The sequence below is a fragment of the Streptomyces sp. NBC_01142 genome, from assembly GCF_026341125.1.
Classification (GTDB): domain Bacteria; phylum Actinomycetota; class Actinomycetes; order Streptomycetales; family Streptomycetaceae; genus Streptomyces.
The window spans coordinates 1,332,204-1,357,990 of record NZ_JAPEOR010000001.1; the positions used below are offsets into that span (position 1 = coordinate 1,332,204).

Sequence of the window (25,787 nt, forward strand, 5' to 3'; positions counted from 1 at the left end):
CCAATCAAAGTTTCCGACAACGAAGGGGAGCCGACCATCATGCGAAGGTCAGCAGTGGCCGCAATCGCGGTCATCAGCAGTGCGAGCATCCTGCTCGCCGGCTGCAGTAAGGCCGAGGACAAGGACGGCGGCGACGCCAAGGGCGCCGGCGTCAATGCCGCCACGAAGGGGGTCGTCAACGCCTCCGACAAGAAGGGCGGCACGGTCACCTACGCGATGGCCGACGCCCCGGAGTCCTTCGACCCGGGCAACACGTACTACGCCTTCATCTACAACTTCAGCCGGCTCTACGCCCGCCCGCTGATGACCTTCAAGCCCGCTGCGGGCGAGGCGGGCAACGAGCTCGTCCCCGACCTGGCCGCGTCCAAGGGCACGCCGACCGACGGCGGCAAGACCTGGACGTACAAGCTCCGCGAGGGCGTCAAGTACGACGACGGCACCGTGGTGACCTCGAAGGACGTCAAGTACGCCGTCGAGCGCTCCAACTTCGCGCGTGATGTGCTGTCCCTCGGTCCGAACTACTTCCAGCAGCTGCTGGACGACCCGGACAAGTACAAGGGTCCGTACAAGGACAAGAGCGACAAGGGTCTGTCGTCCATCCAGACCCCGGACGACAACACCATCGTCTTCAAGCTCAACAAGCCCTTCGCGGACTTCGACTACCTGGTCAGCGCCCCGCAGACCGCCCCGGTGCAGAAGGCCAAGGACAAGGGCGTGGACTACACCAAGTCCATCGTGTCCTCGGGCTCGTACAAGTTCGAGTCCTACCAGGAGGGCAAGCAGGTCACCCTGGTCCGCAACCCGAACTGGGACGCCAAGACCGACCCGCTGCGCAAGCAGTACCCGGACAAGATCGTCCTGAACCTGAAGGTCGCGCAGTCGACCATCGACAAGGACCTGATGGCGGGCACCACGCACATCGACCTGGGCGGCAAGGGTGTCGACACCCAGACCCAGGCCCAGGTGCTCGGCAAGCCCGCGCTCAAGGCGAGCACCGACAACACCGCCGGTGGCCGTCTCGTCTACGCGGCGATCAACACGAAGGTCGCGCCGTTCAACAACGTCGAGTGCCGCAAGGCCGTGCAGTACGCCATCGACAAGGTCTCCACGCAGACCGCGATGGGTGGCCCGATCCGCGGTGACATCGCCAGCACCGTGCTGCCGACCGACATCAAGGGCTACGAGAAGGCCGACGCCTACGCCACCCCCGACAACAAGGGTGACACGGCCAAGGCCAAGGAGCACCTGAAGGCCTGTGGCCAGGAGAAGGGCTTCAAGACGGTCATCTCCGCGCGCAGCGACCGCCAGACCGAGGTCGACGCGGCCACCGCGATCGTCGAGTCCCTCAAGAAGGTCGGCATCGACGCGAGCATCAAGCAGTACCCGTCGAGCAAGTACTTCTCGGACTACGCGGGTGTCCCGACCTTCACCAAGAAGCAGGGCATCGGCCTCATGATGATGCAGTGGGGTTCCGACTGGCCCACCGGCTACGGCTACCTGCAGCAGATCGTGCACGGCAAGGCCATCGGTCAGTCCGGTAACACGAACCTGTCCGAGCTGGACGACCCGGCCGTCAACAAGCTCCTCGACGAGGCCATCGCGAACACCGACGAGTCGGCCCGCAACACGGCCTACACCGAGGTCGACAAGAAGGTCATGGAGCAGGCGGTCATCGTCCCGCTGACCTACTTCAAGATCCTTCTGTACCGCTCGCCGACCGCCACCAACCTGGTGTCCACGGCTGCCTTCAGCGGTCAGTACGACTACCTCAACATCGGCACCACGAAGTAGCAGCCCCGGAAGGCAGGTGAAGGCATTGGTGCCCGCGGGCTTCGCAGCCCGCGGGCACCAGCGCCGGTCCCCGTGATTTCGTACATCCTCCGCCGGACAATCGCAGCAGTGATCCTGCTCCTGGTTGTCACCGCGGTCACCTTCGCCATCTTCTTCCTGCTGCCGAGGATGGCCGGCCAGACCGTCGACCAGCTGGCACAGCAGTACATCGGCAAGAACCCCACGCCCGAGGACATCGCGGCAGTCAAGCGGAACCTCGGCCTGGACCAGCCCATCTACACCCAGTACTGGGAGTTCATCAAGGGGATCGTCGTCGGTGCCGAGTACGACCTCGGCCCCACCACCGCGCACTGCAACGCACCCTGCTTCGGCTACTCCTTCAAGGACCACCTCGAGGTCTGGCCCCAGCTGACCGACCGCCTGCCGGTGACCATCTCGCTGGCCAGCGGCGCAGCGGTGATCTGGCTGCTCTCCGGAGTGACCGCCGGTGTCATTTCCGCGCTCAAGCCCGGCTCGATCTTCGACCGCGCCGCCATGAGCGTCGCGCTCGCCGGCGTCTCGCTCCCCATGTTCTTCACCGGCCAGCTGGCCCTGCTGCTGTTCAGCTACAAGCTGGAGATCTTCGGCAGAACCTACGTTGCTTTCACCGAGAATCCCGCGCAATGGGCCAACACCCTGTTCCTGCCGTGGTGTTCGCTCGCGCTGCTCTACTCGGCGATCTACGCCCGGCTCACCCGCTCCGGCATGCTGGAGACGATGAACGAGGACTTCATCCGTACCGCACGTGCCAAGGGCCTGCGGGAGCGGACGGTCGTCGGCCGGCACGGACTGCGTGCGGCGCTCACCCCGATCATCACCGTCTTCGGCATGGACGTCGGTCTGCTGCTCGGAGGTGCGCTGATCACCGAATCGGTGTTCTCGCTGCACGGAATCGGCGAATACGCGGTCCAGGGAATCACGGCCAACGACCTGCCGCCGATCCTCGGCGTCACCCTCGTTGCCGCCTTCTTCGTCGTGATCTGCAATCTCCTGGTGGACCTGCTGTACGCCGCCGTCGACCCGCGGGTGAGGCTCTCGTGACCGAACTTTCCAAGACCGGTGCCGCTGTGGGCGAGCCGGTGAAGTCCGGGGACTCACCCGCTCCGGACGCCTTCCTCGAGGTCCGCGACCTCAAGGTGCACTTCCCGACCGACGACGGCCTGGTCAAATCCGTCGACGGGCTCACCTTCCAGCTGGAGAAGGGCAGGACCCTCGGCATCGTCGGCGAGTCCGGCTCCGGCAAGTCGGTGACCTCGCTCGCCGTGATGGGACTGCACCGCCAGGGCGCCGCCGGCAAGAACGTGCGGATGTCCGGCGAGATCTGGCTCGGCGGCAAGGAACTCGTCGGCGCGGACCCGGACGAGGTACGGCGGATGCGTGGCCGCGAGATGGCGATGATCTTCCAGGATCCGCTGTCGGCGATGCATCCGTTCTACACGGTCGGCAACCAGATCGTGGAGGCGTACCGCGTCCACCACGACGTGAGCAAGAAGGTCGCCCGCAAGCGCGCGATCGAGATGCTCGACCGGGTCGGCATCCCCGAGCCCCACAAGCGTGTGGACAGCTACCCGCACGAGTTCTCCGGCGGTATGCGCCAGCGCGCCATGATCGCGATGGCGCTGGTCAACAACCCCGAACTGCTCATCGCCGATGAGCCGACCACCGCCCTGGACGTCACCGTGCAGGCGCAGATCCTCGACCTGATCCGGGATCTGCAGAAGGAGTTCGGCTCCGCGGTCGTCCTGATCACCCACGACCTGGGCGTGGTCGCCGAGATCGCCGACGACATTCTGGTGATGTACGGCGGCCGCTGCATCGAGCGCGGGCCGGTCGACGACATCTTCTACGCTCCCCAGCACCCGTACACCTGGGGCCTGCTGGGCTCGATGCCGCGCATCGACCGCGACCAGACCGAACGCCTCATTCCGGTCAAGGGCTCGCCGCCCAGCCTCATCAACGTCCCCTCCGGCTGCGCCTTCAACCCGCGCTGCCCGTACGCGGACGTGCCGAAGGACGGGATCACCCGTACCGAGCGCCCGGAGCTCCGCCAGGTCGGCAGCCGGCACTACTCCGCCTGCCACATGTCGCAGGAGGACCGCACGCGGATCTGGACCGAAGAGATTGCGCCGAAGCTGTGAGCGAAACGAAGAAGACGGCCGCGGACACGATCCCGGAGCAGGCAACCGCCTCGCCCGAGCCGCTGCTCAGGGTGCAGGGCCTGGTCAAGCACTTCCCCATCAAGAAGGGGATCCTGCAGCGCCAGGTCGGCGCGGTGAAGGCCGTCGACGGCATCGACTTCGACGTCCGTCCCGGTGAGACGCTCGGCGTTGTCGGCGAATCGGGCTGCGGCAAGTCGACGATGGGCCGGCTCATCACCCGGCTGATCGAGCCCACGGGCGGCAAGGTCGAGTTCGAGGGCAAGGACATCACGCATCTCGGCACCCGCGGGTTGCGGCCGATGCGCCGCGATGTGCAGATGATCTTCCAGGATCCGTACGGCTCGCTCAATCCGCGCCACACGGTGGGTTCGATCGTCAGCGCGCCGTTCCGGCTTCAGGGCGTCGAGCCCGAGGGCGGGGTCAAGAAGGAAGTCCAGAACCTCCTCGAGCTGGTGGGGCTGAGCCCCGAGCACTACAACCGCTACCCGCACGAGTTCTCCGGCGGCCAGCGCCAGCGCATCGGCATCGCGCGTGCGCTCGCGCTCAAGCCGAAGCTGGTCGTGGCGGACGAGCCGGTCTCGGCGCTGGATGTCTCCATCCAGGCGCAGGTGGTGAACCTGCTCGACGACCTCCAGGACGAGCTGGGCCTCACGTATGTGATCATCGCCCACGACCTGTCGGTGATCCGCCATGTGTCGGACCGGATCGCGGTGATGTACCTCGGCAAGATCGTGGAGCTGGCGGACCGCAAGTCGCTGTACGAGGCGCCGATGCACCCGTACACCAAGGCGCTCATGTCGGCCGTGCCGGTGCCGGATCCCCGGCGGCGCGGGGCCAAGAGCGAGCGCATCCTGCTCACGGGTGATGTTCCTTCACCGATCTCACCGCCTAGTGGCTGCCGGTTCCACACACGGTGCTGGAAGGCGACGGAGATCTGCGTGAAGCAGGAGCCGCCGCTGCTGGCGCTGAAGAGCGGTCACCAGGTGGCCTGCCACCATCCGGAGAACGCGGAGGACCAGGCGCCGGACGATGTGGTGCCGGCGTCGGCACGCGGGGTGATCGAGATCACCACGATGCCGCCGGTCAAGGCCACGGCCGCGGAGGCCAAGGCCGCGGAGACCGAAGCTGTCCCCGCCGGGACCAAGGGTGCCGAAGCCGTGTCCGCCGAGAGCAAGGCCGCCGAGGCCGGGCCCGCCGCGGGCAGGACGGACCTCGCCGAGGGCGAAGTCCAGGCTGCTGCCGACGGCGACGGCGACGGCGAAAGCAATGGCGACGCCGCGGGCGAGGAGGCCCCGGCCGGGGCTGACGCATCCGATGCCGAAGGTGGCGCGGCTGCCTCCGAGACCTCGGGGGACATCTCCAAGAAGTAGAACCGGCACAATCGTCCGGTGCTCCATGAACTGTTCACGCCCTCCGTCCAGCATGCGCTCGAGCTCGTCGGGATCTTCGTTTTCGCGATCTCCGGCGCACTGCTCGCCGTACGCAAGAATTTCGACGTCTTCGGCATCGCGGTGCTCGCCGAGGTGACCGCGCTGGGCGGAGGGATGTTGCGTGACCTGATCATCGGGGCAGTCCCGCCGGCCGCCTTCACCGATCTCGGGTACTTCGTGACGCCGCTGGTGGCGGCCGTCCTGGTGTTCTTCCTGCATCCGCACGTCGAGCGCATCCAGGTCGGTGTCAATGTCTTCGACGCGGCGGGCCTCGGACTGTTCTGCGTCACCGGCACCACCAAGGCGTACGAGTACGGGCTCGGCCTGACCGCATCGGCGGCGCTGGGTCTGGCCACCGCTGTCGGCGGCGGTGTGCTGCGCGACGTACTGGCCAATGAGGTGCCTTCGCTGCTGCGCTGGGACCGCGATCTGTACGCCGTCCCCGCGATCGTCGGTGCCGGGATGGTGGTGCTCTGCATCCGCTTCGACGTACTGAACTCCGCCACCAGTGGAGTCGCCGTGGTGACGGCGTTCGTGCTGCGGCTGCTGGCGATGCGCTTCCACTGGCGGGCCCCGCGCGCCTGGAACCGACGCTCGGCGGCCGCCGAGGAGGGGTAGCCCGCCCCCGGGAGAAAAAAGCTACCGCTCAGTAGTGTTCTGTTGTACCGTGCCGCCATGGCACAGGCAGCAGAGGTGGCGCAGACAGCGCAGGCAGTACAGGCGACGATCGGGGACAGCGAGTTCGACCGGGACACCGCTGTCACCCCGCGCGAACCGGGCGTCTACGACGCGGAGCTCTCGGCGGGCTGGACGATCATCCACGCCGTCAACGGCGGCTACCTCCTGGCTCTGCTCGGCCGCGCCCTCGGTGACGCCCTGCCGCACCCCGACCCGTTCACGGTCTCGGCGCACTACCTCACGGCGTCCCAGCCGGGCCCCGCGGTGATCCGTACCGAGGTCGTACGCACCGGCCGCACCCTCTCGACCGGCCAGGCCTCGCTCTTCCAGTACGCGGAGGACGGCACCGAGGTCGAGCGCATCCGCGTGCTCGCCTCGTACGGAGATCTGGACACGCTCCCGGATGACGTGCGAACGACGGCAGAGCCCCCGGCCATCCCGCCGTTCGAGCACTGCTTCGGGCCGTCCGACGGTCCCGCGCCGAAGATCCCCGGCAGTTCGGCGATCACCGACCGTCTGAACATCAAGCTCGACCCGGCGACCCTCGGCTGGGCGATCGGCGCGCCCTCCGGCAAGGGCGAGATGCGCGGCTGGTTCGGGCTCGCGGACGGCCGCGACGCGGACCCCCTCTCGCTGCTGCTCACGGTCGACGCGCTGCCGCCGACCTCGTTCGAGCTGGGCCTCAAGGGCTGGACCCCCACGGTCGAACTCACCACCCACATCCGCTGCCGCCCGGCCCCGGGTCCGCTGCGTGTCTCCATCACCACCCGCAACCTGGCGGGCGGCTTCCTGGAGGAGGACGCGGAGGTCTGGGACAGTGCGGACCGTCTGGTCGCCCAGTCCCGCCAGCTGGCGAAGGCGCCGCGCTAGCCGCTGCTGCTCCGTTCCTTTGCCCCGGAGACGCCCACACCGTGAAGTCCGACCGGCTGCTCTCGATCCTCCTGCTCCTGCAGACCCGCAGCGTCGTTCCCGCCGGTGAGCTCGCCGAGCGGCTCGAAGTCTCCGTACGCACCATCTACCGCGACGTCGAGGCGCTCTCGGCGGCCGGCGTCCCCGTCTACGCCGAGCGCGGGCGGCACGGCGGGATCGCCCTGCTGCCCGGGTTCCGTACCGACGTCACCGGGCTGACCGCCGACGAGTCCCGCGCCCTGTTCGTCCTCGCCGCCCAGGGCGCTCATTCCGCGCTCGGCCTCGACCAGGCCCTCGGCTCCGCCCTGCGCAAGGTCATGGCCGCACTCCCCGAACCCCATCGCCCCGCCGCCGAGTTGACGAGCCGCCGGATCCTGGTGGACCCGGCCCGCTGGATGCGGGTACCGCGGCCGGCCGTCGACCTGGACGTACTGAACTCCGCCGTCTTCAGCGACCGGCGGCTGCGACTGCGCTACCGGCACAGCGGGACGACCGAGCCGCGTACATACACCCTCGATCCGTACGGCCTCGTCGTGAAGGCGGGCGTCTGGTACCTGATCGCCGACCACCGGGCGGTCCCCCGGCTCTTCCGCGCGGACCGGGTGGTCGCCGCCGCCCTCACCGATGCGCCGGTCCGGCGGCGCGCCGGTCAGGAGCTGGCGGACGTCTGGCAGGTGCTGCGCCGCCAGGTCGAGGACCGTCAGGCGGACGTACGCGTGACGGCGCGGGTGAGGGCCGACCGCCTGGAGCTGTTTCTGCGGATCCAGGAGGGCCAGGTCACGGCCGAGCCGGTGACCGAGGGGGAATGGGCGCACGTGGAGCTCGCCTTCCCGTCGGTCGTGGCGGCCCGCTCCCTGCTGGCCTTCGGCGAGAATCTGGAGGTGCTCTCGCCGCCCGAGGTCCGCGAGCTGCTGGCCCGTTCGGCGGCCATGGTTGTCGAGCTGTACGGCCTCAGTCCAGCCAGTGGCGGCGGCCGAGACTGACCAGTCGCAGCTGACGCCGGGCGACCGAGCCGACCCGCTCCTCGCCCTCGGGGCCGGCCTCCAGGAACGCGGAGGCCGTCATCACCATGTGGTCGACATAGACGCCCGCGAGCATCCGCAGATCCGCCTCGCTCCACCCCGCCGACTCGGGATCGTGCGCGAAAGCCGCCGCCACCTCGTCCGCGAACAGGCGCAGTTGCGCGCCTATGGCCTCGCGCACGGGCTGTACGCCGCCGTGGCGCTCGCGGGCGACGAAGCGGACATGGGCGGGGGACGTACGGACCAGGGCGGCGATCAGGGCGACGGTCCGGTCGATGCGTACTTCGTCGCCGGTCTCGGCGAGCATCTCGCCGATCGTGGCGTGCAGGCTGCCGAGCGTCTCCTCGACGAGCGCGACCCCGAGGTCGGCCGTGTCCCGGAAGTGACGGTAGAACGCGGTCGGCGCCACACCCACGGCCCGGGTCACCTCGCGCAGGCCGAGACTGCTCAGACTCTGCTCCTCGAGCAGCTGGAGCGCGGCATCCAGCAGGGCCTGACGGGTCTTCTGCTTCTGGGCCTGGCGGATCCCGGCGGTGTGACTGTGACTCATGCCATTCAGTAAACAACCGTTCTCCGGATAAGGGAACTGTAGACTCAGTAGTCAGTGAACAGTCGTACTCACAAGTGTTCACCCAAAATTGGAAAGGAAGATGATGCTCGCCCTCGTCGCAGCGCTCCTTCTGTTGGGGATCATGCTGGGCGCCGTGGTCCAACTCCCCTTCTCCGTGTCCCTCGTGGCCGGTGCCGCCATCGGCGGCTGGCTGGTCGTCTTCGCCGTGCGCGAGCGCCGCGCGCGTCACCACTGAACCGGAAGGAGCCGAACCCACCATGCAACTCACCGCTACCGCACGCAGCGAGAACCGCCTCGACACGAGCACGAGTACCAGCGCGAGCCCGAGCTCGAGCTCGAGTGCCGGAACCGGCAGCCGTCCGGCGGGCGAGCGCCCCGGCACGGGCCGGGACGCCGACCGGGACACCGGCCGGGACGGGGACCCGCACGACGCCGACGGCATGGCCGTGGCCGCCTTCGTCCTCGGCCTCGTCGGCCTGCTCGTGATGAACATCGTGCTCGGCCCGATCGCACTCGTCCTGGCCGGCCTCGCCCTCTGGCGCGGCACCGCACGCCGCGCCCGCGCCCTGCTCGGACTTGCCCTCGGCCTGGCCGACCTCGCGGTCCTCGCCGTACTCGTCACCATGAACGGAACGGTCGTCTGGGGCTTCGGCAACTGACCCTGCCGAGCCCGTCCGCGGCGCCCCTGCCCGCACCAGGGGCGCGCGCCGAACGCCCGTGCACCCCTGCGCCGCGCCCGCGCCCCCGCCACGCCTCGTAGAATCGTGGCCACCATGGCTTACCTCGACCACGCCGCGACCACTCCGATGCTGCCGGAGGCCGTCGAGGCGATGACCGCCCAGCTCACCGTCACCGGCAACGCCTCCGCGCTGCACGCCGCCGGGCGCCGCTCCCGACGCGCCGTCGAGGAGGCCCGCGAGACGCTCGCCGAGGCGCTCGGCGCACGGCCCAGCGAGGTGGTTTTCACCTCCGGTGGCACCGAGGCCGACAACCTCGCCGTGAAGGGGCTGTACTGGTCGAGACGTGATGCCGACCCGGCCAGAACCCGGGTGCTGGCCAGCCCCGTCGAGCATCATGCCGTCCTCGACGCCGTGGACTGGCTCGGCGAGCACGAGGGTGCGACGGTCGAGTTCCTGCCGGTGGACGCCTACGGGCGAGTGCATCCCGAGGCGCTGCGCGAAGCCATCGAGCGCAATCCCGACGATGTGGCGCTCGCCACCGTGATGTGGGCCAACAACGAGATCGGCACCATCCTGCCGGTGGCCGAACTCGCTGCCGTGGCAAGGGAGTTCGGCGTCCCGATGCACGCCGACGCGGTGCAGGCCTTCGGGCAGCTCGAGGTCGACTTTGCCGCCTCTGGCCTCGCCGCCATGACCGTCTCCGGGCACAAAATAGGCGGTCCGTACGGCATCGGCGCGCTGCTGCTCGGCCGTGAGTACAGCCCGGTCCCGGTTCTGCACGGCGGCGGCCAGGAGCGCCACGTACGCTCCGGCACCCTGGACGCTCCCGCGATCGCCGCCTTCGCCGTGGCCGGCCGCCTCGCCGCCGAGCGCCGCGAGGACTTCGCCCGTGAGATCGGCGCACTGCGCGACGAACTGGTCCGCGCGGTGCGCACCGCCGTCCCGGACGCGATCCTCGGCGGCGACCCGGACGGCCGCCTCCCCGCCAACGCCCACTTCACCTTCCCCGGCTGCGAGGGCGACTCCCTGCTTCTGCTCCTGGACGCCCAGGGCATCGAGTGCTCCACGGGCTCCGCCTGCACGGCCGGCGTCGCCCAGCCCAGCCATGTGCTCCTCGCCACCGGTACCGACCCGGACCTGGCGCGTGGCACGCTGCGCTTCAGCCTCGGCTCCACCTCCACCAAGGCCGATGTGGACGCGGTTGCCGAGGCCATCGGTCCGGCGGTGGAACGGGCCCGTACGGCCGGTCTGGTCTGATCCGCTCCCGACCGGACGGAGGGGGCGCACGCACAAGCGGAATGCCGTCGTATACGTCACAAGGCGTATGGCTCGAACTCGACTTCAAAGGCAAGAAATGGGAAGTACGAGAAGAAGCGGGCGGTGAAGGCCGAAGAGAGCCCGACGGCAGGCGGTGAGCGCGGGCCCGGTGCCGGCCGTCCGCCGGGCAGGCCCCCGGCCGCCCGCCCCTAGCGGCCCCGGGTGCGCCCGGGGGGGTGGTGAGGCGGGTTACGAGGCGGCGACGCGGGCGTCCCGCACCAGCTTCATGTAGCGGTTCCAGTTCCAGTGCGGCCCCGGATCGGTGTGATCCGTCCCCGGCACCTCCACATGCCCGATGACGTGCTCGCGGTCCACCGGTATCTCGTAGCGCGCGCAGATCCCCGCCGTCAGCCGCGCCGACGACCGGTACATCGCATCCGTGAAACCGGCCGGCCGGTCCACGAATCCCTCGTGCTCTATACCGATGCTGCGCTCGTTGAACGAACGGTTCCCGGCGTGGAAGGCCACGTCGAGCTCGCGGATCATCTGCGCCACGTGCCCGTCCTTGCGGACGACATAGTGCGTCGCGGCGCCGTGCCCCGGGTTCTTGAAGACCTTGAGCGCCGTCGGATAGCTGCCCTGGACAACATGGATGATCACGCGGTCGATGCCGTAGTCGTCGGGCCGGTCCGCGAGCCGCCAGTTCGCCCGGGAGGCGGCCGTCCACTCCGCGCCCGAGTGATCGAGCTCACCCTCCTTGCGCGGCTTCGCCATCCCCGGCAGCCGCCACCAGGCGCGCCTCAGCTCGTCCTGCGCCAGGACGCCGCCGCCCACCAGCACGGCTCCGCCGCCGATCAGCGCGGCACGCCGGCTGATGCGCCGCTCAGTGTCCCGGCCTCTGCGGCCCCCGTGCTCCGATTTGCTGCCCATGCGATCCACAACGCTTACTCGCGAGCGTTCGGTTCCCCGGGCCCCTTACCCTGGTAGGGCTATGACTCAGACTTCCCAGCGCCCCCTCCGTGTGCTCGCCGCCATGTCGGGCGGCGTGGACTCCGCCGTCGCCGCCGCCCGCGCCGCCGAGGCCGGGCACGATGTCACCGGTGTGCACCTGGCACTCTCCGCGAACCCGCAGTCCTTCCGGACGGGTGCGCGGGGCTGCTGCACCATCGAGGATTCGCGCGACGCCCGCCGCGCCGCGGACGTCATCGGCATCCCCTTCTACGTATGGGATCTCGCCGAGCGCTTCCGCGAGGACGTGGTGGAGGACTTCATCGCGGAGTACGAGGCGGGCCGCACCCCCAACCCCTGTCTGCGGTGCAACGAGAAGATCAAGTTCGCTGCGCTGCTCGACAAGGCGCTCGCGCTCGGCTTCGACGCGGTCTGCACCGGCCACTACGCCACGGTCGTGATGAGCGAGGACGGCAGCCGCGAGCTGCACCGCGCCAGCGACATGGCCAAGGACCAGTCGTACGTCCTCGGGGTCCTCGACGAGCGCCAGCTGGCGCATGCCATGTTCCCGCTCGGCGACACCCTCACCACCAAGGACGAGATCCGGGCGGAGGCCGAGCGCAGGGGACTCGCGGTCGCCAAGAAGCCCGACAGCCACGACATCTGCTTCATCGCGGACGGCGACACCCAGGGCTTCCTCGCCGCACGGCTCGGCACGGCCGAGGGCGACATCGTCGACGAGTCGGGTACGAAGCTGGGCAGCCACGACGGAGCGTTCGGCTTCACCATCGGCCAGCGCAAGGGCCTGCGGATCGGCCACCCCGCGCCCGACGGCAAGCCGCGCTACGTCCTGGACATCTCCCCGGTGAACAACACGGTGACGGTCGGACCGGTCGAGGCCCTGGACGTCACAGGCCTGACGGCCATCAAGCCGCGCTGGTGCGGGGCGCCTCCGGCGGGCCCGGGGACGTACACCGCTCAGCTGCGCGCGCACGGCGGCGAGACCGAGGTGAGTGCCGAAATGATCGACGGCACCCTTCAGGTCTCCTTCGCCGAGCCGGTGCGGGGCGTGGCGCCCGGCCAGGCGATCGTGCTGTACGACGGCACGCGGGTGGTCGGCTCGGCAACGATCGCAACGACGGAGCGGGCGGCCGCGTCGGTCGCCTAGACGCGGCGAGCAGCCGGACCGAGGTGGGGGTGTCCTGGCCCGCTGCCGGTTCCGTTGGTGAAGAACTCCGCCGGCAGCGGGGCCGGCACTGTGCCGACTCATCGCTCGGCCACAGGACTTCCCCGGTCAGGCCTGGACGACCTCGGTGTCGTAGAAGCAGAAATAGCCCTTGATCCGCGCCACTTGGTCCTTCGGCTCGGGATATGACCACACCAGATCGGGTGCGCCCGCCACCGACCAGTAGTCGGCGTCACCCTTGAACGGACAGTGCGTGTGGGTGTCCGAAGGCTTGAGGAGTTCGATGCGTACGTCGTCGGGCGGGAGGTAGTAGCGGACCGGCAGACCCGACTCGTGCAGCAGCAGGGGCCGCCGGCTTTCGGCGAGCAGCTGCCCGTCCCGCACGACCCGTACATGGTCAGTGCCCTGCTCCACCGTGATGCGGTGTCCCTTGGGCCCGTTGCCCGGCTGTCCGTGCTGTGGCTGCCCGTGCTGCGGCTGCCCGTGCTGCGACTGTCCGTCGTGCGTCTGTCCGTTGTGCGCCTGTGTCATGGCGGTCGGATCCCTTCGGTGAGGCCTTCTCCGGTACAGCGTCCGAGGCATCCTTGTTCTTCCGGATCCTGGCTCCGAATCCGTCCGGATGCCGCCCGGGTTCGCCGGCCCCGGCCCACCCGGACGAGCCTGCCGGGGTGCAGGAGTGCGAGCATGGCGGCATGGCTACACACCTGATCACCGGGGCAGGCTCCGGCATCGGCGCGGCCGTCGCGCGCCGGCTGCACGAGCGCGGAGACGACCTCGTGCTGCTGGCGCGCGACGCGGGACGCGCCAAGGAATTCGCGGGGCAGTTCCCCGGAGCCCGTACGCTCGTCGCCGACCTGGCGGACCCGGACCGCATCTCCTGGGCGCTCGGCCATCAGCCGATGCCGGACCGGCTGGACTCCCTGCTGCACATCGCGGGCATCGTCGACCTCGGCCCGATCGTCGAGCTGCGCCCCAAGACCTGGCACGAGCAGCTCAACGTCAACCTCATCGCCCCGGCAGAGCTGACCCGCCTCTTTCTGCCCCAACTCCGCGCCGCCCAGGGCCAGGTGCTCTTCGTCAACTCCGGCGCGGGCCTGAACGCCCATGCCGAATGGGGTGCGTACGCCGCCTCCAAGCACGGACTGAAGGCCCTCGCCGACTCGCTGCGCCACGAGGAGAAGCCGAACGGCCTGCGGGTGACCTCCGTCTACCCGGGGCGTACGGCCGGCCCGATGCAGGTCAAGGTGCACTCGCAGGAGGGCAAGGAGTACGACGCGTCCCGCTGGATCGACCCGGAGTCGGTCGCGACGACGATCCTGACCGCGCTGGATCTGCCGCGCGACGCCGAGATCAACGACCTGACGGTCCGGCCGGGCCACTGAGAGACCGGGCCACTGAGAGACCGGGCCAGGACCGGCCTGCGGAGGCGAACCGGCATGATCGCCCCGTCGGGAATCACCGGTCGTGCCGCTGATACCCTGCCGCCCTCGCCCTGCGGTGTCCTGTCTCTCCCGCGGGAGGTTCTCTCCGATCCGTACAACGCAAGAGGTATGCATGAAATCAGGCAGACCCGGCCCAATGGCCGTGCTCGTGGGCGCCCTGGCCATGACGGCGCTCACCGCCGCTCCGGCGCAGGCCGCGTCCACCGGCATCACCGTGTCGGACGTCGTGGTCAACGGCGGCAGGCCCATCGTGGTGGGGACGGCGGACGCGAAGGAGCCGCCCGTCTCTTTCCGTATTGCGCTGCCCGCCGGCTACAGCACCGCCGATCCGTCCCGCTACGACGCGTCCCCCTTCCTGTACCACGACACCACGGCCGCCAAGGGAGCCGACACCGGCGGCCTCCACATGGGGTCGTACACCCTGCTACGAGGAGAGCGCCCGGGCGGCGCGCTGCGAGGGCAGCCTCTCCATCGACCCGCGCTATGACCTCGACTCCCACAACGACGCCACCACGTGGAAGATCGGCGTCAGCAAGCGTCTGTGGAATGCCAACGACACCCTCAAGGCCGAGGAGTACACCACGGCCCCCGGCAGCGTCCGGGTGCAGCGCTGGGCGAAGGTCAGCGTCAACGCCTCCCCGGAGCCGGTGACGAAGGGCAAGACGATCACCGTGACCGGCAGCCTCACTCGCGCGGACTGGGTGAAGCACACGTACACCGGCTACGCCGGCCAGTCGGTCAAGCTCCAGTTCCGTAAGGCAGGGAGCTCGGCCTACGCCACCGTCAAGACCGTGAACTCCTCGTCCACGGGCGCGCTGAAGACCACCGTCACGGCATCCGTCGACGGCTACTGGCGCTACACCTTCGGCGGCACGTCCACCACGGGCACCGCCACCGCCACCGGCGACTTCGTCGACGTCCGCTGACGGCACGCTGCTGCCGGACCGCACCGCCAGCACCCGATCGCCGGGCGGGTACCCGTTCCCCACGAGGTGACGCCGCCGCGCCGACGCCCGGGCCCGGACGCCGTACGGCGCGCCCCGGCGCGCCACGTACGCTTCCTGAGTGAGCGAGAAGAGCGAGTTCAGCTGGGGCCCGGCCACCGGTGTCGGGTCGATGCCCGGCGGCGATGCGCGCGAGGCCGCGAAGACCGTCGCAGGATCCTTCGAGGACTTTCCGTATCTGGCCGAGCTGCCCGCGCGCGGGCCCGGCGCCGACATGATCGGGCGGACCATCGGGCTGCTCGTCGAGATGTACGCGCATGTCGAGCCCAGCGGCTGGCGGATCAGCGACCGGCCGGGGCGCGACACCCGGCGCGCGCGCTCCTGGCTCGGGGAGGATCTCGACGCGCTGGAGGAGTTCACCCAGGGCTTCGAGGGTCCCCTGAAGGTGCAGGCGGTGGGGCCGTGGACGCTGGCGGCCGCCCTGGAGCTGCGGAACGGTCAGGCGGCGCTGGGTGATCCGGGAGCCGTCCGGGATCTGGCGGGATCGCTCGCGGAGGGGCTGCGCGCCCATCTCGCGGAGGTACGCCGCCGGGTGCCGGGCGCCCAGGTGGTGCTGCAACTCGACGAGCCGTCGCTCACGGCCGTACTGCGCGGACAGATCGGGACCGCCAGCGGATACCGGACCTACCGGGCGGTGGACCGCCAGATCGTCGAGTCCACACTGCGCGACGTCGCCGGTGTCACCGATGGTCCGGTCGTCATGCACTCCTGCGCGCCGGACGTGCCGTTCGCGCTGCTGCGCCGGGCCGGTGCCGCAGGAGTCTCGTTCGACTTCGCTCTGCTCACCGAGCGTGACGAGGAGTCGATCGGTGAGGCGGTGGAGTCGGGCACCCGGCTCTTCGCGGGCGTCGTGCCCTCCACCGACACGGCATTGTCAGACCCTGCCGGTAGCGTCATGGGTGTCAGGACGCTGTGGCGCAGGCTGGGGCTGAATCCGGGGACTCTCGCCGAGTCCGTGGTGATCACCCCGTCGTGCGGGCTGGCGGGCGCTTCGCCCGCCTATGCCCGGACTGTGCTCGCCCACTGCGTCCGGGCGGCGAGATCGCTCGCGGACAACCCTGAGTAACGGGCTGAAGTAACGGGAGGACGAAACGGTGGCTGTCGAACAGCAAGGGTCTGTGCCCGCCGAGGCACGGGAGAAGCACGCCCAGCTGGCCGAGCAGGTCGAGGAGCACCGCTTCCGGTACTACGTGAAGGACCAGCCGGTCGTCAGCGACGGCGAGTTCGACCGACTGCTGCGCGCGCTGGAGGCACTGGAGGACGAGTATCCCGAGCTGCGTACGCCCGACTCGCCGACCCAGAAGGTCGCGGGACAGTACGAGACGGAGTTCACCGAGGTCGCGCACCGCGAGCGGATGCTGTCGCTGGACAACGCCTTCGACGACGAGGAGCTGGCCGCCTGGGCGGAGCGCGTCGCGCGCGAGGTCAACACCTCCGACTACCACCTTCTGTGCGAGCTGAAGGTCGACGGCCTCGCGGTGAACCTGACGTACGAGCACGGCAGGCTGACCCGGGCCGCGACTCGCGGCGACGGGCGCACGGGCGAGGACATCACTCCCAATGTCCGCACGATCGCGGACATCCCCGACCGGCTGAAGGGCGATCGCATCCCCGCTCTCGTCGAGATCCGCGGCGAGGTCTACTTCCCGATGGAGAAATTCCGGGAGCTCAACGCCCGCCTGGTGGAGGCCGGTGACAAGCCCTTCGCCAACCCCCGCAACGCGGCCGCCGGTTCACTGCGCCAGAAGGACCCGAAGGTCACGGCCACCCGCCCGCTGCGCATGGTGGTGCACGGCATCGGCGCCCGCGAGGGCTTCGACATCAACCGTCTGTCGCAGGCGTACGGGCTGCTGCGCGAGTGGGGCCTGCCGACCGCCCAGCACAACAAGGTGGTCGACTCCCTCGACGCCGTACGGGAGTTCATCGCCTCCTTCGGCGAGAAGCGGCACTCCGTGGAGCACGAGATCGACGGCGTCGTCGTCAAGCTCGACGAGATCCCGCTCCAGGGGCGGCTCGGCTCCACCGCGCGGGCGCCGCGCTGGGCGATCGCGTGGAAGTACGCCCCGGAGGAGGTCAACACCAAGCTGGTCGACATCCGGGTCGGTGTGGGCCGCACGGGTCGGATCACGCCGTACGCCCAGGTCGAGCCGGTCACCGTCGCCGGCTCCGAGGTCGAGTTCGCCACTCTGCACAACCAGGAAGTGGTCAAGGCCAAGGGTGTGCTCATCGGCGACACCGTGGTGCTGCGCAAGGCGGGCGATGTCATTCCGGAGATTCTCGGCCCGGTGGCAGATCTGCGGGACGGCAGCGAGCGGGAGTTCGTGATGCCGGCCGAATGCCCGGCGTGCGGGACGGGTCTGCGGCCCATGAAGGAGGGTGACATCGACCTCCGCTGCCCCAACGCCGCGACCTGCCCGGCCCAGTTGCGGGAGAGAATCGCCTATCTCGCGGGCCGCGAGTGCCTGGACATCGAGAACTTCGGTGAGGTGGTCGCGGCGGCCCTGACCCAGCCGCTGGAGCCGGCCGAGCCGCCGGTGGCCGACGAGGGCGACATCTTCGGCCTCACCGTCGAGCGGCTGCTGCCCATCAAGGCCTATGTCCGCGACCAGGACAGCGGACTGCCCAAGCGCGACCCGAAGACCGGCGAGGAGAAGGTCGTCACGGTCTTCGCGAACCAGAAGGGCGAGCCCAAGAAGAACACCCTGGCGTTGCTGGAGAACATCGCGGCGGCCAAGGAGCGCCCGCTCGCGCGGTTCCTCAACGGCCTTTCCATCCGCCATGTCGGGCCGGTGGCCGCTGCGGCTCTGGTCCGTGAGTTCCGGTCCTTCGAGCGGATCGAGCAGGCGACGGAGCAGGAGCTGGCAGCCGTCGACGGCGTCGGCCCGACCATCGCCGCCTCGCTCAGGCAGTGGTTCGAGGAGGACTGGCACCGCGAGATCCTGCGCAAGTGGCGGGAGGCGGGCGTCCGGATGGAGGAGGAGGGCGGCGGCCAGGACGAAGGGCCGCGTCCGCTGGCGGGACTCACCGTGGTGGTCACCGGCACCTTGCAGAACTTCACCAGGGATGGCGCAAAAGAGGCCCTCCAGAGCCTCGGAGCGAAAGTGGCTGGTTCCGTTTCGAAGAAGACGGCCTTCGTGGTGGTCGGCGACAACCCCGGTTCGAAGTACGACAAGGCCATGCAGTTGAAGGTGCCGGTTTTGGACGAGGACGGCTTTGCCGTGTTGCTCGAACAAGGACCTGATGCGGCCCGTGGGGCCGCTGTGCCTGCAGAGGCGTAACAGAGGGGGCTTGCGCCGGGCTTGGGAGGGGCTTGCGCAGGGCTCGGAAGGGGCGCACGGGGGCCGGAATCAGACGTCGGAAACAGCGCCGGAACACCCAGTACAGGTCACCCGTTCAGCGCATACCAGATGGATAAGGGTGGCCGGGTCGCATTCGGGCAAGAGCTGTAGAGCGCTGCTCGTCCGAGCCTCCTGCGGCCTACTGTTGAGATGTGCGCCTGTCGTGCACGGCTGCGTGGTGGGATTCAGTCGTGGTGGCATGACAACGGGAGCCATCGCGAGGCATCGGCACCGCCGGCTGTGAGAGGGACGGGAATGAAACCGACCGACAGCGCCGCCCCGGTCTCACGGCCGGGTGTATTCGCGGTTCTTGCTGGCATGACCTCGAGGCTGACCGTCGCCGTCGTGCTGGGCGCCGCGGCCGTGCTCGTGACGGGGGTCCTCCGGACCGTACGGGAGGGCCACGCGCTCTTCCCCGCCTCCACGGTGGGCTGGTCGCTCGCCGTGCTCACCGGGATCATCGTCGGCCATCTGGTCGCGCTCGGCCGCGACCGCTGGTGGGGCGGCACCGGCTCCGGCGCCGCCCTCACCCTCGCCGTCCTCCTGCTGTACGGCTGGGTGCCGGCCGGGCTGGTCAGCCTGGCCGTCGTCGTCCTGGTCGGCGTCGCCCGCCGGCACCGCTGGCGTCAGGGCGTGCTGCACGGCTCCGTGGACATCCTGGGCATCGGCGCGGCCGCGCTCGTCCTCGCCGTGGCCGGGGTGGTTCCGACCGTCGAGCGGCCCTGGGATCCCCTCGACTGGGGGATCGCGGCCGTCCCCGAACTGATCCTGGCGGCCACCGCCTATCTCTCCGTCACCCGGCTGCTCCTGTGGTACGTCCTGGCCCCGCAGGGCGGTGGACTGCCCACCGTCGCCCGTACGGCCCTGCTCAGGCAGGGTCTTGTCGCGGTCGCCCTGCTCGGCATCGCCCCGCTGATCTGCGTGGTCGCCGTGGCGATGCCGCTGCTGCTGCCCCTGTTCGCCGTGCCGCTGATCGCCCTGGACTCCACGCTCTGGATCGCCCGGGCCCGGGCGGAGGAGCAGCTGCGCGACCCGCTCACCGGGCTGCCCAACCGCCAGTGGCTGCTGGAGCGGACCTGGTCCGCGCTGGAGGACGCCGAGGGCAGCGGGGCACGATCCGCGCTCGTACTGATCGACCTCGACCGCTTCCGGTCGGTCAACGACACTCTCGGACACCTGGCGGGCGACCGGCTGCTCCTCCAGATCGCCGACCGTCTCCGACTGGCCCTGCCCCGCGGGGCCGAGGCCGCCCGGCTCGGCGGCGACGAGTTCGCCGTACTGCTCCCGACGGCCGACTCCACCACCAGCGCCCAGCGCGTGGCCCGGCATCTGGTGGCCGAGCTCTCCTCCCCGCTCGATCTGGACGGCCTCACCCTCGTCCTGGAGGCCAGCGCAGGCGTCGCCGTCTTCCCCGACCACGCGCTGGACGCGGAGGGACTGCTGCGCCGCGCGGACGTGGCGATGTACCAGGCGAAGCGGGACCGTACGGGCGTCGAGGTGTACGAGTCCAAGCGCGACAGCAACACCCCCGACCGGCTGGGCCTGTTGGGCGACCTGCGCCGGGCGCTGGACGCCGGCGACGTGGAACTCCACTACCAGCCCAAGGTCCGCTTCGACGGCCATGTCGCCGGCCTGGAGGCCCTGGTCCGCTGGGTCCACCCGGAACGGGGCCGGGTCTCCCCGGACGAGTTCATCGCCATCGCCGAGTCCTCGGGTCTGATGCCGCATCTGACGGAGTACGTCCTCGACACCGCCCTCGCCCAGGTCGCCGAGTGGCGCGCCCAGGGGCTCGACGTCCCGGTGGCGGTCAATGTCTCGCCGCGCGATGTGCACACCCCCGGGTTCGCCGGGTCCGTCGCCGCCCGTCTCGCCCGCCACGGCGTCCCGCCGGGCTCACTCCAGCTGGAGATAACGGAGCACGTGCTGCTCGAGGACCCGCAGCGCGCCGCCGACACACTGGCCGGGCTGACCGACCACGGCGTGAAGATGTCCCTCGACGACTTCGGCACCGGCTACTCCTCGCTCGTCCACCTGCGCCGCCTCCCGGTGAGCGAGCTCAAGATCGACCGCTCCTTCGTGGCCAGGCTCGCCGTGGACAACGAGGACGCGGAGATCGTCCGCTGCACCGTCGACCTGGCCCACTCGCTCGGCCTGCTGGTGGTCGCCGAGGGCGTCGAGGACGACGAGACCTGGGAGCGGCTGCGCGACCTGGGCTGCGATGCCGTACAGGGCTGGCTGGTGGCGGCCGCGATGCCGCCGCAGGAGGCCACCGCGTGGCTGCGGGCCAGGGGCGAGCGGGGCTGGCACCGCCCGGCCGAGCTGCGTGCGGCCGCCGAGACGGACGCGGACGAGCCGACCGGCCAGGTCGTCCCGTAGGGGCCCGGCGCGAGCCCTCAGCGGCCCCCTCAGGCCGGCACGGCCCCGGGGGCCATCTGCCCTCACAGGCGCCCTGAGGGCATGCCCCGCAGGCCCACAGGGCCCCCGGGCAGGCCACCTCAGGGACCCCGTCCCGTTAACCGTTTAGTGGGCAGAGGCCCGCGCCCCATAGGATTGGGCCAAACCACACACACTCACCCCAGAGGATCGCTGCATGCCTGGCATTACGCGCGAGGAGGTCGCCCACCTCGCCCGGCTGGCGCGTCTGGAGCTGAAGGACGAAGAGCTCGACCACTTCGCCGGACAGCTCGACGACATCATCGGCGCGGTCGCCCGCGTCTCCGAGGTCGCCGACCAAGACGTACCCCCGACCTCCCACCCGCTGCCGCTGACCAATGTCATGCGCGCGGACGAGGTCCGTCCGTCGCTCACCCCCGAGCAGGCGCTCTCCGGCGCCCCGGCCCAGGAGCAGCAGCGTTTCAAGGTGCCGCAGATCCTGGGGGAGGACTAATCACCATGACGGACATCATCAAGCTCACCGCCGCCGAGATCGCCGGCAAGATCGCCGCAGGCGAGCTCACGGCCGTCGAGGTCACCGAGGCCCACCTGGCCCGGATCGAGGCCGTCGACGAGAAGGTGCACGCCTTCCTGCACGTCGACCGCGAGGGCGCGCTGGCCCAGGCCCGCGCCGTCGATGCCAAGCGCGCCGCGGGCGAGAAGCTCGGCCCGCTGGCCGGTGTGCCGCTCGCGCTGAAGGACATCTTCACCACCGAGGGCATCCCGACCACGGTCGGTTCCAAGATCCTCGAGGGCTGGATCCCGCCGTACGACGCGACGGTGACGAAGCGGCTCAAGGCCGCGGACGTCGTCATTCTCGGCAAGACCAACATGGACGAGTTCGCCATGGGGTCCTCGACCGAGAACAGCGCGTACGGTCCCACGGGCAACCCGTGGGATCTCACCCGTATCCCCGGCGGTTCGGGTGGCGGCTCCAGCGCCGCCCTCGCCTCGTTCGAGGCCCCCCTCGCGATCGGCACGGACACCGGCGGCTCCATCCGCCAGCCTGCCGCCGTCACCGGCACGGTCGGCGTCAAGCCCACCTACGGCGGGGTCTCCCGCTATGGCATGGTCGCCTTCTCGTCCTCCCTCGACCAGGGCGGCCCCTGCGCCCGTACGGTCCTGGACGCGGCGCTCCTGCACGAGGTCATCGCCGGTCACGACGAGCTCGACTCGACGTCCATCGACGCCCCGGTCCCGCAGGTCGTCGAGGCCGCGCGCAACGGCTCGGTGGCCGGGATGCGCGTCGGCGTCGTCAAGCAGTTCTCCGGTGAGGGCTACCAGGCCGGTGTCGTCCAGCGCTTCAACGAGTCGGTGGAGCTCCTCAAGGAGCTCGGCGCGACGGTCGTCGAGCTGGACTGCCCCTCCTTCGACCTGGGACTTTCGGCGTACTACCTGATCGCGCCGTCCGAGTGCTCGTCCAACCTCGCCCGTTTCGACGCCATGCGCTACGGCATGCGGGTCGGCGACGACAAAACGAAGTCCGCCGAGGACGTCACCGCGCTGACCCGTGAGGCCGGCTTCGGCGACGAGGTCAAGCGCCGCATCATGCTCGGTACGTACGCGCTGAGCTCCGGCTACTACGACGCGTACTACGGCTCCGCCCAGAAGGTGCGGACCCTGATCACCCAGGACTTCGAGAAGGCCTTCGAGCAGGTCGACGTGATCGTTTCGCCGACCACGCCCACCACCGCCTTCCCGATCGGTGAGCGCGCCGACGACCCGATGGCGATGTACCTCGCCGACCTGTGCACGATCCCGACCAACCTGGCCGGCAACGCCGCGATGTCGCTGCCCTGCGGCCTCGCGCCGGAGGACGGCCTGCCGGTCGGGCTGCAGATCATCGCCCCCGCCATGAAGGACGACCGGCTGTACAAGGTCGGCGCTGCCGTCGAGGCCGCCTTCGTGGAAAGGTGGGGGCACCCGCTGCTTGAGGAGGCTCCGTCGCTGTGAGTGCCATGGCCAAGAAAGCCAAGAACTTCAAGAAGTCCAAGTCCGGTCTGTACGTGTCGCTCGCGACCACCGCGTTCGGCGCCATCAGCGTCGCCAAGCAGGCCAAGATTGCCCGCAAGGACAACGACGTGCTCCGGCTGGTCGATGCTGCCGTGTCCGCCGCGGCCATCGCCACGGGCCTGGCAATCCTCTATCGCGAGCTGAAGCGGCTCGGCGACGACGACGTTCTGCTGGGCTGAGAGGGAAAGTTTCACCGTGACCGTCACTGAACTGGTGTCGTACGAGGACGCGCTCGCGTCCTACGACCCCGTCATGGGCCTCGAGGTCCACGTCGAACTCGGCACCAAGACCAAGATGTTCTGCGGGTGTTCGACCGAGCTGGGCGCCGAGCCCAACTCGCAGACCTGCCCCACCTGCCTCGGCATGCCCGGCGCGCTCCCGGTCGTCAACGCGATCGGCGTCGAGTCGGCCATCAAGATCGGTCTCGCGCTCAACTGCGAGATCGCCGAGTGGTGCCGCTTCGCCCGGAAGAACTACTTCTATCCGGACATGCCGAAGAACTTCCAGATCTCGCAGTACGACGAGCCGATCGCCTTCAACGGCTATCTGGACGTCCAGCTGGAGGACGGCGAGGTCTTCCGTGTGCAGATCGAGCGTGCCCACATGGAGGAGGACACCGGCAAGTCGACGCACGTCGGCGGCGCCACCGGCCGTATCCACGGCGCGTCCCACTCCCTGCTCGACTACAACCGCGCCGGCATCCCGCTCATCGAGATCGTCACCAAGCCGATCGAGGGCGCGGGCGAGCGTGCGCCTGAGGTCGCCAAGGCGTACGTCGCCGAGCTGCGCGAGCTCATCAAGGCGCTCGGCGTCTCCGAGGCCCGGATGGAGATGGGCCAGATGCGGTGCGACGTGAACCTCTCGCTGCGTCCGCACGGCCGGGAGAAGTTCGGCACGCGCTCCGAGACGAAGAACGTCAACTCGCTCCGCTCGGTCGAGCGCGCGGCCCGCTTCGAGATCCAGCGGCACGCCGCGGTCCTCAACAGCGGTGGCACGATCATCCAGGAGACCCGCCACTTCCACGAGGAGGACGGCTCCACGACGTCCGGCCGTGTGAAGGAGGAGGCCGAGGACTACCGGTACTTCCCGGAGCCCGACCTCGTGCCGGTCGCCCCGTCCCGTGAGTGGGTCGAGGAGCTCCGGGGCGTTCTGCCCGAGCTGCCGCGTGTCCGCCGGAACCGGCTCCGCGAGGAGTGGGGCGTCTCCGAGCACGACATGCAGTCGATCCTCAACGCGGGCGCGGTCGACCTGATCGTCGCCACGATCGAGGCGGGTGCCCCGGCCGACCAGGCCCGTAAGTGGTGGATGGGCGAACTGGCCCGTAACGCCAACGAGTCCGGCCGTGCGCTGGACGCGCTCCCGATCACCCCGGAGCAGGTAGCCCGGGTGACCGCGCTGGTCGCTTCCGGTGATCTGAACGACAAGCTGGCCCGTCAGGTCATCGAGGGCGTGCTCGCCGGTGAGGGCGACCCGGACACGGTCGTCGACAAGCGCGGCCTCAAGGTCGTCTCGGACGAGGGTGCGCTCGGCGCGGCCGTCGACGAGGCGATCGCGGGCAACGCGGCCATTGCCGACAAGATCCGCGGCGGCAAGGTCGCGGCGGTCGGCGCACTGGTGGGCGCGGTCATGAAGACCACCCGCGGCCAGGCCGACGCGGCACGCGTCAAGGAGCTGATCCTGCAGAAGCTGGGCGTCGAGGGCTGACGGCCGACCCCGCAGGGAGGACGGCGGCTCGCACCCCACGGTGCGGGCCGCCTTTCCGTTTCGGGGTGCGTGATGCGCGTGATGTGCGCGGTGTCCGGCGCGACGTATGCGGTGTCCGGCGTGATGTGCTTGGTGTCCGGCGTGGCGTATGCGGACTTGGTGTGCGGCGCGACGTGCCTCGAGTCGGTGTGGGCCGATACACGGGATCGGCAGGGCGGGACGCGGCCGGTTGTCGACGTCCCGGGTGAGGGCCCTCCTCCGCTCCGCGCCCGCCCGCTCAGTGGCGTATCCCGAGGCCCGGCAGCCACAGCTCGCCGCGGTCCTTGCAGCTGACGTCCCTGGCCCGCAGTTCCTCCGGCTCCTGCGTGCCACGGGCCCGCAGTTCCGCGACCGCCAGCCGGGCCACCGCAGACACCTCCGCCCGCTCCGGGACCTCGAAGTCCGTCTGCCACCAGCCCCGGTCGCGGGTCTGCCAGCCGCGCGACTGCATCAGCTGCGCGCGTTCCGGGCTGTCCTCCCCGTCCCGGTCGTCGATCGAGACATGCAGCCCGTCCGCCAGGCTGAACGACACCAGCAACTGTCGGCCACGGTCCGCCCCGCTGGTCACGCAGAAGCTCGCCCAGTCCTCGCCGACCTGTACGGGAAGCTGCTCGACCCAGGCGGCGAGCAGCAACTTCAGCGCGCTCTCGAAGTGTTCGAGACTGGAGGCCATGCGGCTGCCGGGCTGCTCGATCGGCCGCTCGCCCGGCCCGCTGCGGTCCAACTGCCAGGCGTACGGCAGGAAATCGAAGTCGTGCGGCTCGTCCGCCGACCACGCGCCGCCGTACTCGAAGGTCCTGCGTTCCTCTGTCTCCAGGGCGTCGGTGTCGTGGACCGACAACTGCGCACGGTTGCCGTTCCCGGCGAGCAGCAGGAGCCTGCTGCCGTCGCGCCAGCGGACGTTGGGACCCTCCGCCGAACCGCCGTACAGCGTCGGTTCACCGATCCGGGTCACGACCGCCTCGTACACCACCCGGAACGCCTCCCGCCGGTCCCGCAGCGAGGCGCCCGGTTCGTACGCCAGCACCTGGACAGGATCCCGGCCGAAATGCGGATCGGGTGCGTCATGGAGCGTCCGGGCGAACTCTGCGGCGTCGGCGGGCATAAGGATCGGCTGGTTGGTCCCCGTGTTTTCCATTCCGCC

Annotated in this window: 25 protein-coding genes; 21 read left to right on the top strand and 4 right to left on the bottom strand. The window is 69.9% G+C overall.

Annotation, left to right across the window (positions count from 1 at the left end):
• Positions 1 to 39: 39 nt before the first annotated feature.
• The 7 genes from OG883_RS06305 (at position 40) to OG883_RS06335 (ending at position 7,989) form a co-directional block, all read left to right on the top strand.
• A complete protein-coding gene (locus tag OG883_RS06305) occupies positions 40 to 1,791 on the top strand; it encodes an ABC transporter substrate-binding protein (protein WP_266536129.1) in 1,752 nt (583 codons plus the stop codon).
• A gap of 72 nt (positions 1,792 to 1,863) precedes the next feature.
• Complete coding sequence (locus tag OG883_RS06310) at positions 1,864 to 2,871, top strand: ABC transporter permease (RefSeq protein WP_266536132.1); 1,008 nt, start codon at positions 1,864 to 1,866, stop codon at positions 2,869 to 2,871.
• Positions 2,868 to 3,968, top strand: a complete 1,101-nt coding sequence (locus OG883_RS06315) for an ABC transporter ATP-binding protein (RefSeq protein ID WP_266536136.1) — start codon at positions 2,868 to 2,870, stop codon at positions 3,966 to 3,968. Before OG883_RS06310 ends, OG883_RS06315 begins: the two co-directional genes overlap by 4 nt.
• Positions 3,965 to 5,359: an ABC transporter ATP-binding protein gene (locus OG883_RS06320; RefSeq protein ID WP_266536139.1), complete on the top strand. Its 1,395-nt coding sequence runs from the start codon at positions 3,965 to 3,967 to the stop codon at positions 5,357 to 5,359. Before OG883_RS06315 ends, OG883_RS06320 begins: the two co-directional genes overlap by 4 nt.
• Before the next feature lie 18 nt (positions 5,360 to 5,377).
• Positions 5,378 to 6,037, top strand: coding sequence for a trimeric intracellular cation channel family protein (locus tag OG883_RS06325; protein ID WP_266536142.1), 660 nt, complete (start codon positions 5,378 to 5,380; stop codon positions 6,035 to 6,037).
• Positions 6,038 to 6,094: 57 nt separating this feature from the next.
• A complete protein-coding gene (locus tag OG883_RS06330) occupies positions 6,095 to 6,967 on the top strand; it encodes a thioesterase family protein (protein ID WP_266536143.1) in 873 nt (290 codons plus the stop codon).
• A 41-nt stretch (positions 6,968 to 7,008) separates the two neighbouring features.
• Positions 7,009 to 7,989 (top strand): YafY family protein, encoded by a 981-nt coding sequence (locus OG883_RS06335; protein WP_266536145.1) that lies wholly within the window; start codon positions 7,009 to 7,011, stop codon positions 7,987 to 7,989.
• Here the strand turns inward: OG883_RS06335 and OG883_RS06340 are convergent.
• Positions 7,958 to 8,578, bottom strand: coding sequence for a TetR family transcriptional regulator (locus tag OG883_RS06340; protein ID WP_266536148.1), 621 nt, complete (start codon positions 8,576 to 8,578; stop codon positions 7,958 to 7,960). The genes OG883_RS06335 and OG883_RS06340 overlap by 32 nt on opposite strands.
• A 100-nt stretch (positions 8,579 to 8,678) precedes the next feature.
• Here OG883_RS06340 and OG883_RS06345 point away from each other — a divergent pair, with 100 nt between their 5' ends.
• The 3 genes from OG883_RS06345 to OG883_RS06355 all read left to right on the top strand — a co-directional run bounded on the left by OG883_RS06345 (position 8,679) and on the right by OG883_RS06355 (position 10,536).
• Positions 8,679 to 8,834 (top strand): hypothetical protein, encoded by a 156-nt coding sequence (locus tag OG883_RS06345; RefSeq protein WP_266541685.1) that lies wholly within the window; start codon positions 8,679 to 8,681, stop codon positions 8,832 to 8,834.
• Between the two features lie 22 nt (positions 8,835 to 8,856).
• Positions 8,857 to 9,258 carry a hypothetical protein gene (locus OG883_RS06350; protein ID WP_266536151.1) on the top strand — a complete coding sequence of 134 codons (402 nt, stop codon included), beginning with the start codon at positions 8,857 to 8,859 and terminating at the stop codon, positions 9,256 to 9,258.
• Positions 9,259 to 9,372: 114 nt separating this feature from the next.
• Positions 9,373 to 10,536 carry a cysteine desulfurase family protein gene (locus OG883_RS06355; protein WP_266536154.1) on the top strand — a complete coding sequence of 388 codons (1,164 nt, stop codon included), beginning with the start codon at positions 9,373 to 9,375 and terminating at the stop codon, positions 10,534 to 10,536.
• Between the two features lie 249 nt (positions 10,537 to 10,785).
• Here the strand turns inward: OG883_RS06355 and OG883_RS06360 are convergent, their stop codons facing one another.
• Positions 10,786 to 11,466 carry an N-acetylmuramoyl-L-alanine amidase gene (locus OG883_RS06360; RefSeq protein WP_266536156.1) on the bottom strand — a complete coding sequence of 227 codons (681 nt, stop codon included), beginning with the start codon at positions 11,464 to 11,466 and terminating at the stop codon, positions 10,786 to 10,788.
• A gap of 61 nt (positions 11,467 to 11,527) precedes the next feature.
• Here OG883_RS06360 and mnmA point away from each other — a divergent pair, with 61 nt between their 5' ends.
• Entirely contained in the window at positions 11,528 to 12,652 is a 1,125-nt protein-coding gene (gene mnmA, locus OG883_RS06365) for a tRNA 2-thiouridine(34) synthase MnmA (RefSeq protein WP_266536159.1), read from the top strand.
• A gap of 126 nt (positions 12,653 to 12,778) precedes the next feature.
• Here the strand turns inward: mnmA and OG883_RS06370 are convergent, their stop codons facing one another.
• A complete protein-coding gene (locus OG883_RS06370; RefSeq protein WP_266541288.1) occupies positions 12,779 to 13,090 on the bottom strand; it encodes a DUF427 domain-containing protein in 312 nt (103 codons plus the stop codon).
• Between the two features lie 272 nt (positions 13,091 to 13,362).
• Here OG883_RS06370 and OG883_RS06375 point away from each other — a divergent pair, with 272 nt between their 5' ends.
• The 10 genes from OG883_RS06375 to gatB all read left to right on the top strand — a co-directional run bounded on the left by OG883_RS06375 (position 13,363) and on the right by gatB (position 24,604).
• A complete protein-coding gene (locus tag OG883_RS06375) occupies positions 13,363 to 14,052 on the top strand; it encodes an SDR family oxidoreductase (protein ID WP_266536162.1) in 690 nt (229 codons plus the stop codon).
• 196 nt (positions 14,053 to 14,248) lie between these two features.
• Positions 14,249 to 14,599, top strand: coding sequence for a hypothetical protein (locus tag OG883_RS46740; RefSeq protein ID WP_323180882.1), 351 nt, complete (start codon positions 14,249 to 14,251; stop codon positions 14,597 to 14,599).
• 115 nt (positions 14,600 to 14,714) lie between these two features.
• Positions 14,715 to 15,038 carry a hypothetical protein gene (locus tag OG883_RS46745; RefSeq protein WP_323180883.1) on the top strand — a complete coding sequence of 108 codons (324 nt, stop codon included), beginning with the start codon at positions 14,715 to 14,717 and terminating at the stop codon, positions 15,036 to 15,038.
• Positions 15,039 to 15,177: 139 nt separating this feature from the next.
• Complete coding sequence (locus tag OG883_RS06385; RefSeq protein WP_266536165.1) at positions 15,178 to 16,182, top strand: methionine synthase; 1,005 nt, start codon at positions 15,178 to 15,180, stop codon at positions 16,180 to 16,182.
• Positions 16,183 to 16,210: 28 nt separating this feature from the next.
• Positions 16,211 to 18,394, top strand: a complete 2,184-nt coding sequence (gene ligA / locus OG883_RS06390; protein WP_266536168.1) for an NAD-dependent DNA ligase LigA — start codon at positions 16,211 to 16,213, stop codon at positions 18,392 to 18,394.
• Positions 18,395 to 18,709: 315 nt separating this feature from the next.
• Entirely contained in the window at positions 18,710 to 20,830 is a 2,121-nt protein-coding gene (locus OG883_RS06395; protein WP_266536170.1) for a bifunctional diguanylate cyclase/phosphodiesterase, read from the top strand.
• 214 nt (positions 20,831 to 21,044) lie between these two features.
• Entirely contained in the window at positions 21,045 to 21,341 is a 297-nt protein-coding gene (gene gatC / locus OG883_RS06400) for an Asp-tRNA(Asn)/Glu-tRNA(Gln) amidotransferase subunit GatC (protein ID WP_016642027.1), read from the top strand.
• 5 nt (positions 21,342 to 21,346) lie between these two features.
• Complete coding sequence (gene gatA / locus OG883_RS06405; protein ID WP_266536173.1) at positions 21,347 to 22,840, top strand: Asp-tRNA(Asn)/Glu-tRNA(Gln) amidotransferase subunit GatA; 1,494 nt, start codon at positions 21,347 to 21,349, stop codon at positions 22,838 to 22,840.
• A 5-nt stretch (positions 22,841 to 22,845) separates the two neighbouring features.
• The gene (locus OG883_RS06410; RefSeq protein ID WP_266536176.1) at positions 22,846 to 23,079 is read left to right on the top strand and encodes a hypothetical protein; all 234 of its coding nucleotides are present in this window, start codon (positions 22,846 to 22,848) and stop codon (positions 23,077 to 23,079) included.
• A 16-nt stretch (positions 23,080 to 23,095) separates the two neighbouring features.
• Positions 23,096 to 24,604 (top strand): Asp-tRNA(Asn)/Glu-tRNA(Gln) amidotransferase subunit GatB, encoded by a 1,509-nt coding sequence (gatB, locus tag OG883_RS06415; protein ID WP_266536179.1) that lies wholly within the window; start codon positions 23,096 to 23,098, stop codon positions 24,602 to 24,604.
• A gap of 277 nt (positions 24,605 to 24,881) precedes the next feature.
• On the opposite strand, the gene OG883_RS06420 is transcribed toward gatB, so the two are convergent.
• A complete protein-coding gene (locus tag OG883_RS06420) occupies positions 24,882 to 25,781 on the bottom strand; it encodes a hypothetical protein (protein WP_266536182.1) in 900 nt (299 codons plus the stop codon).
• Between the last annotated feature and the right edge of the window lie 6 nt (positions 25,782 to 25,787).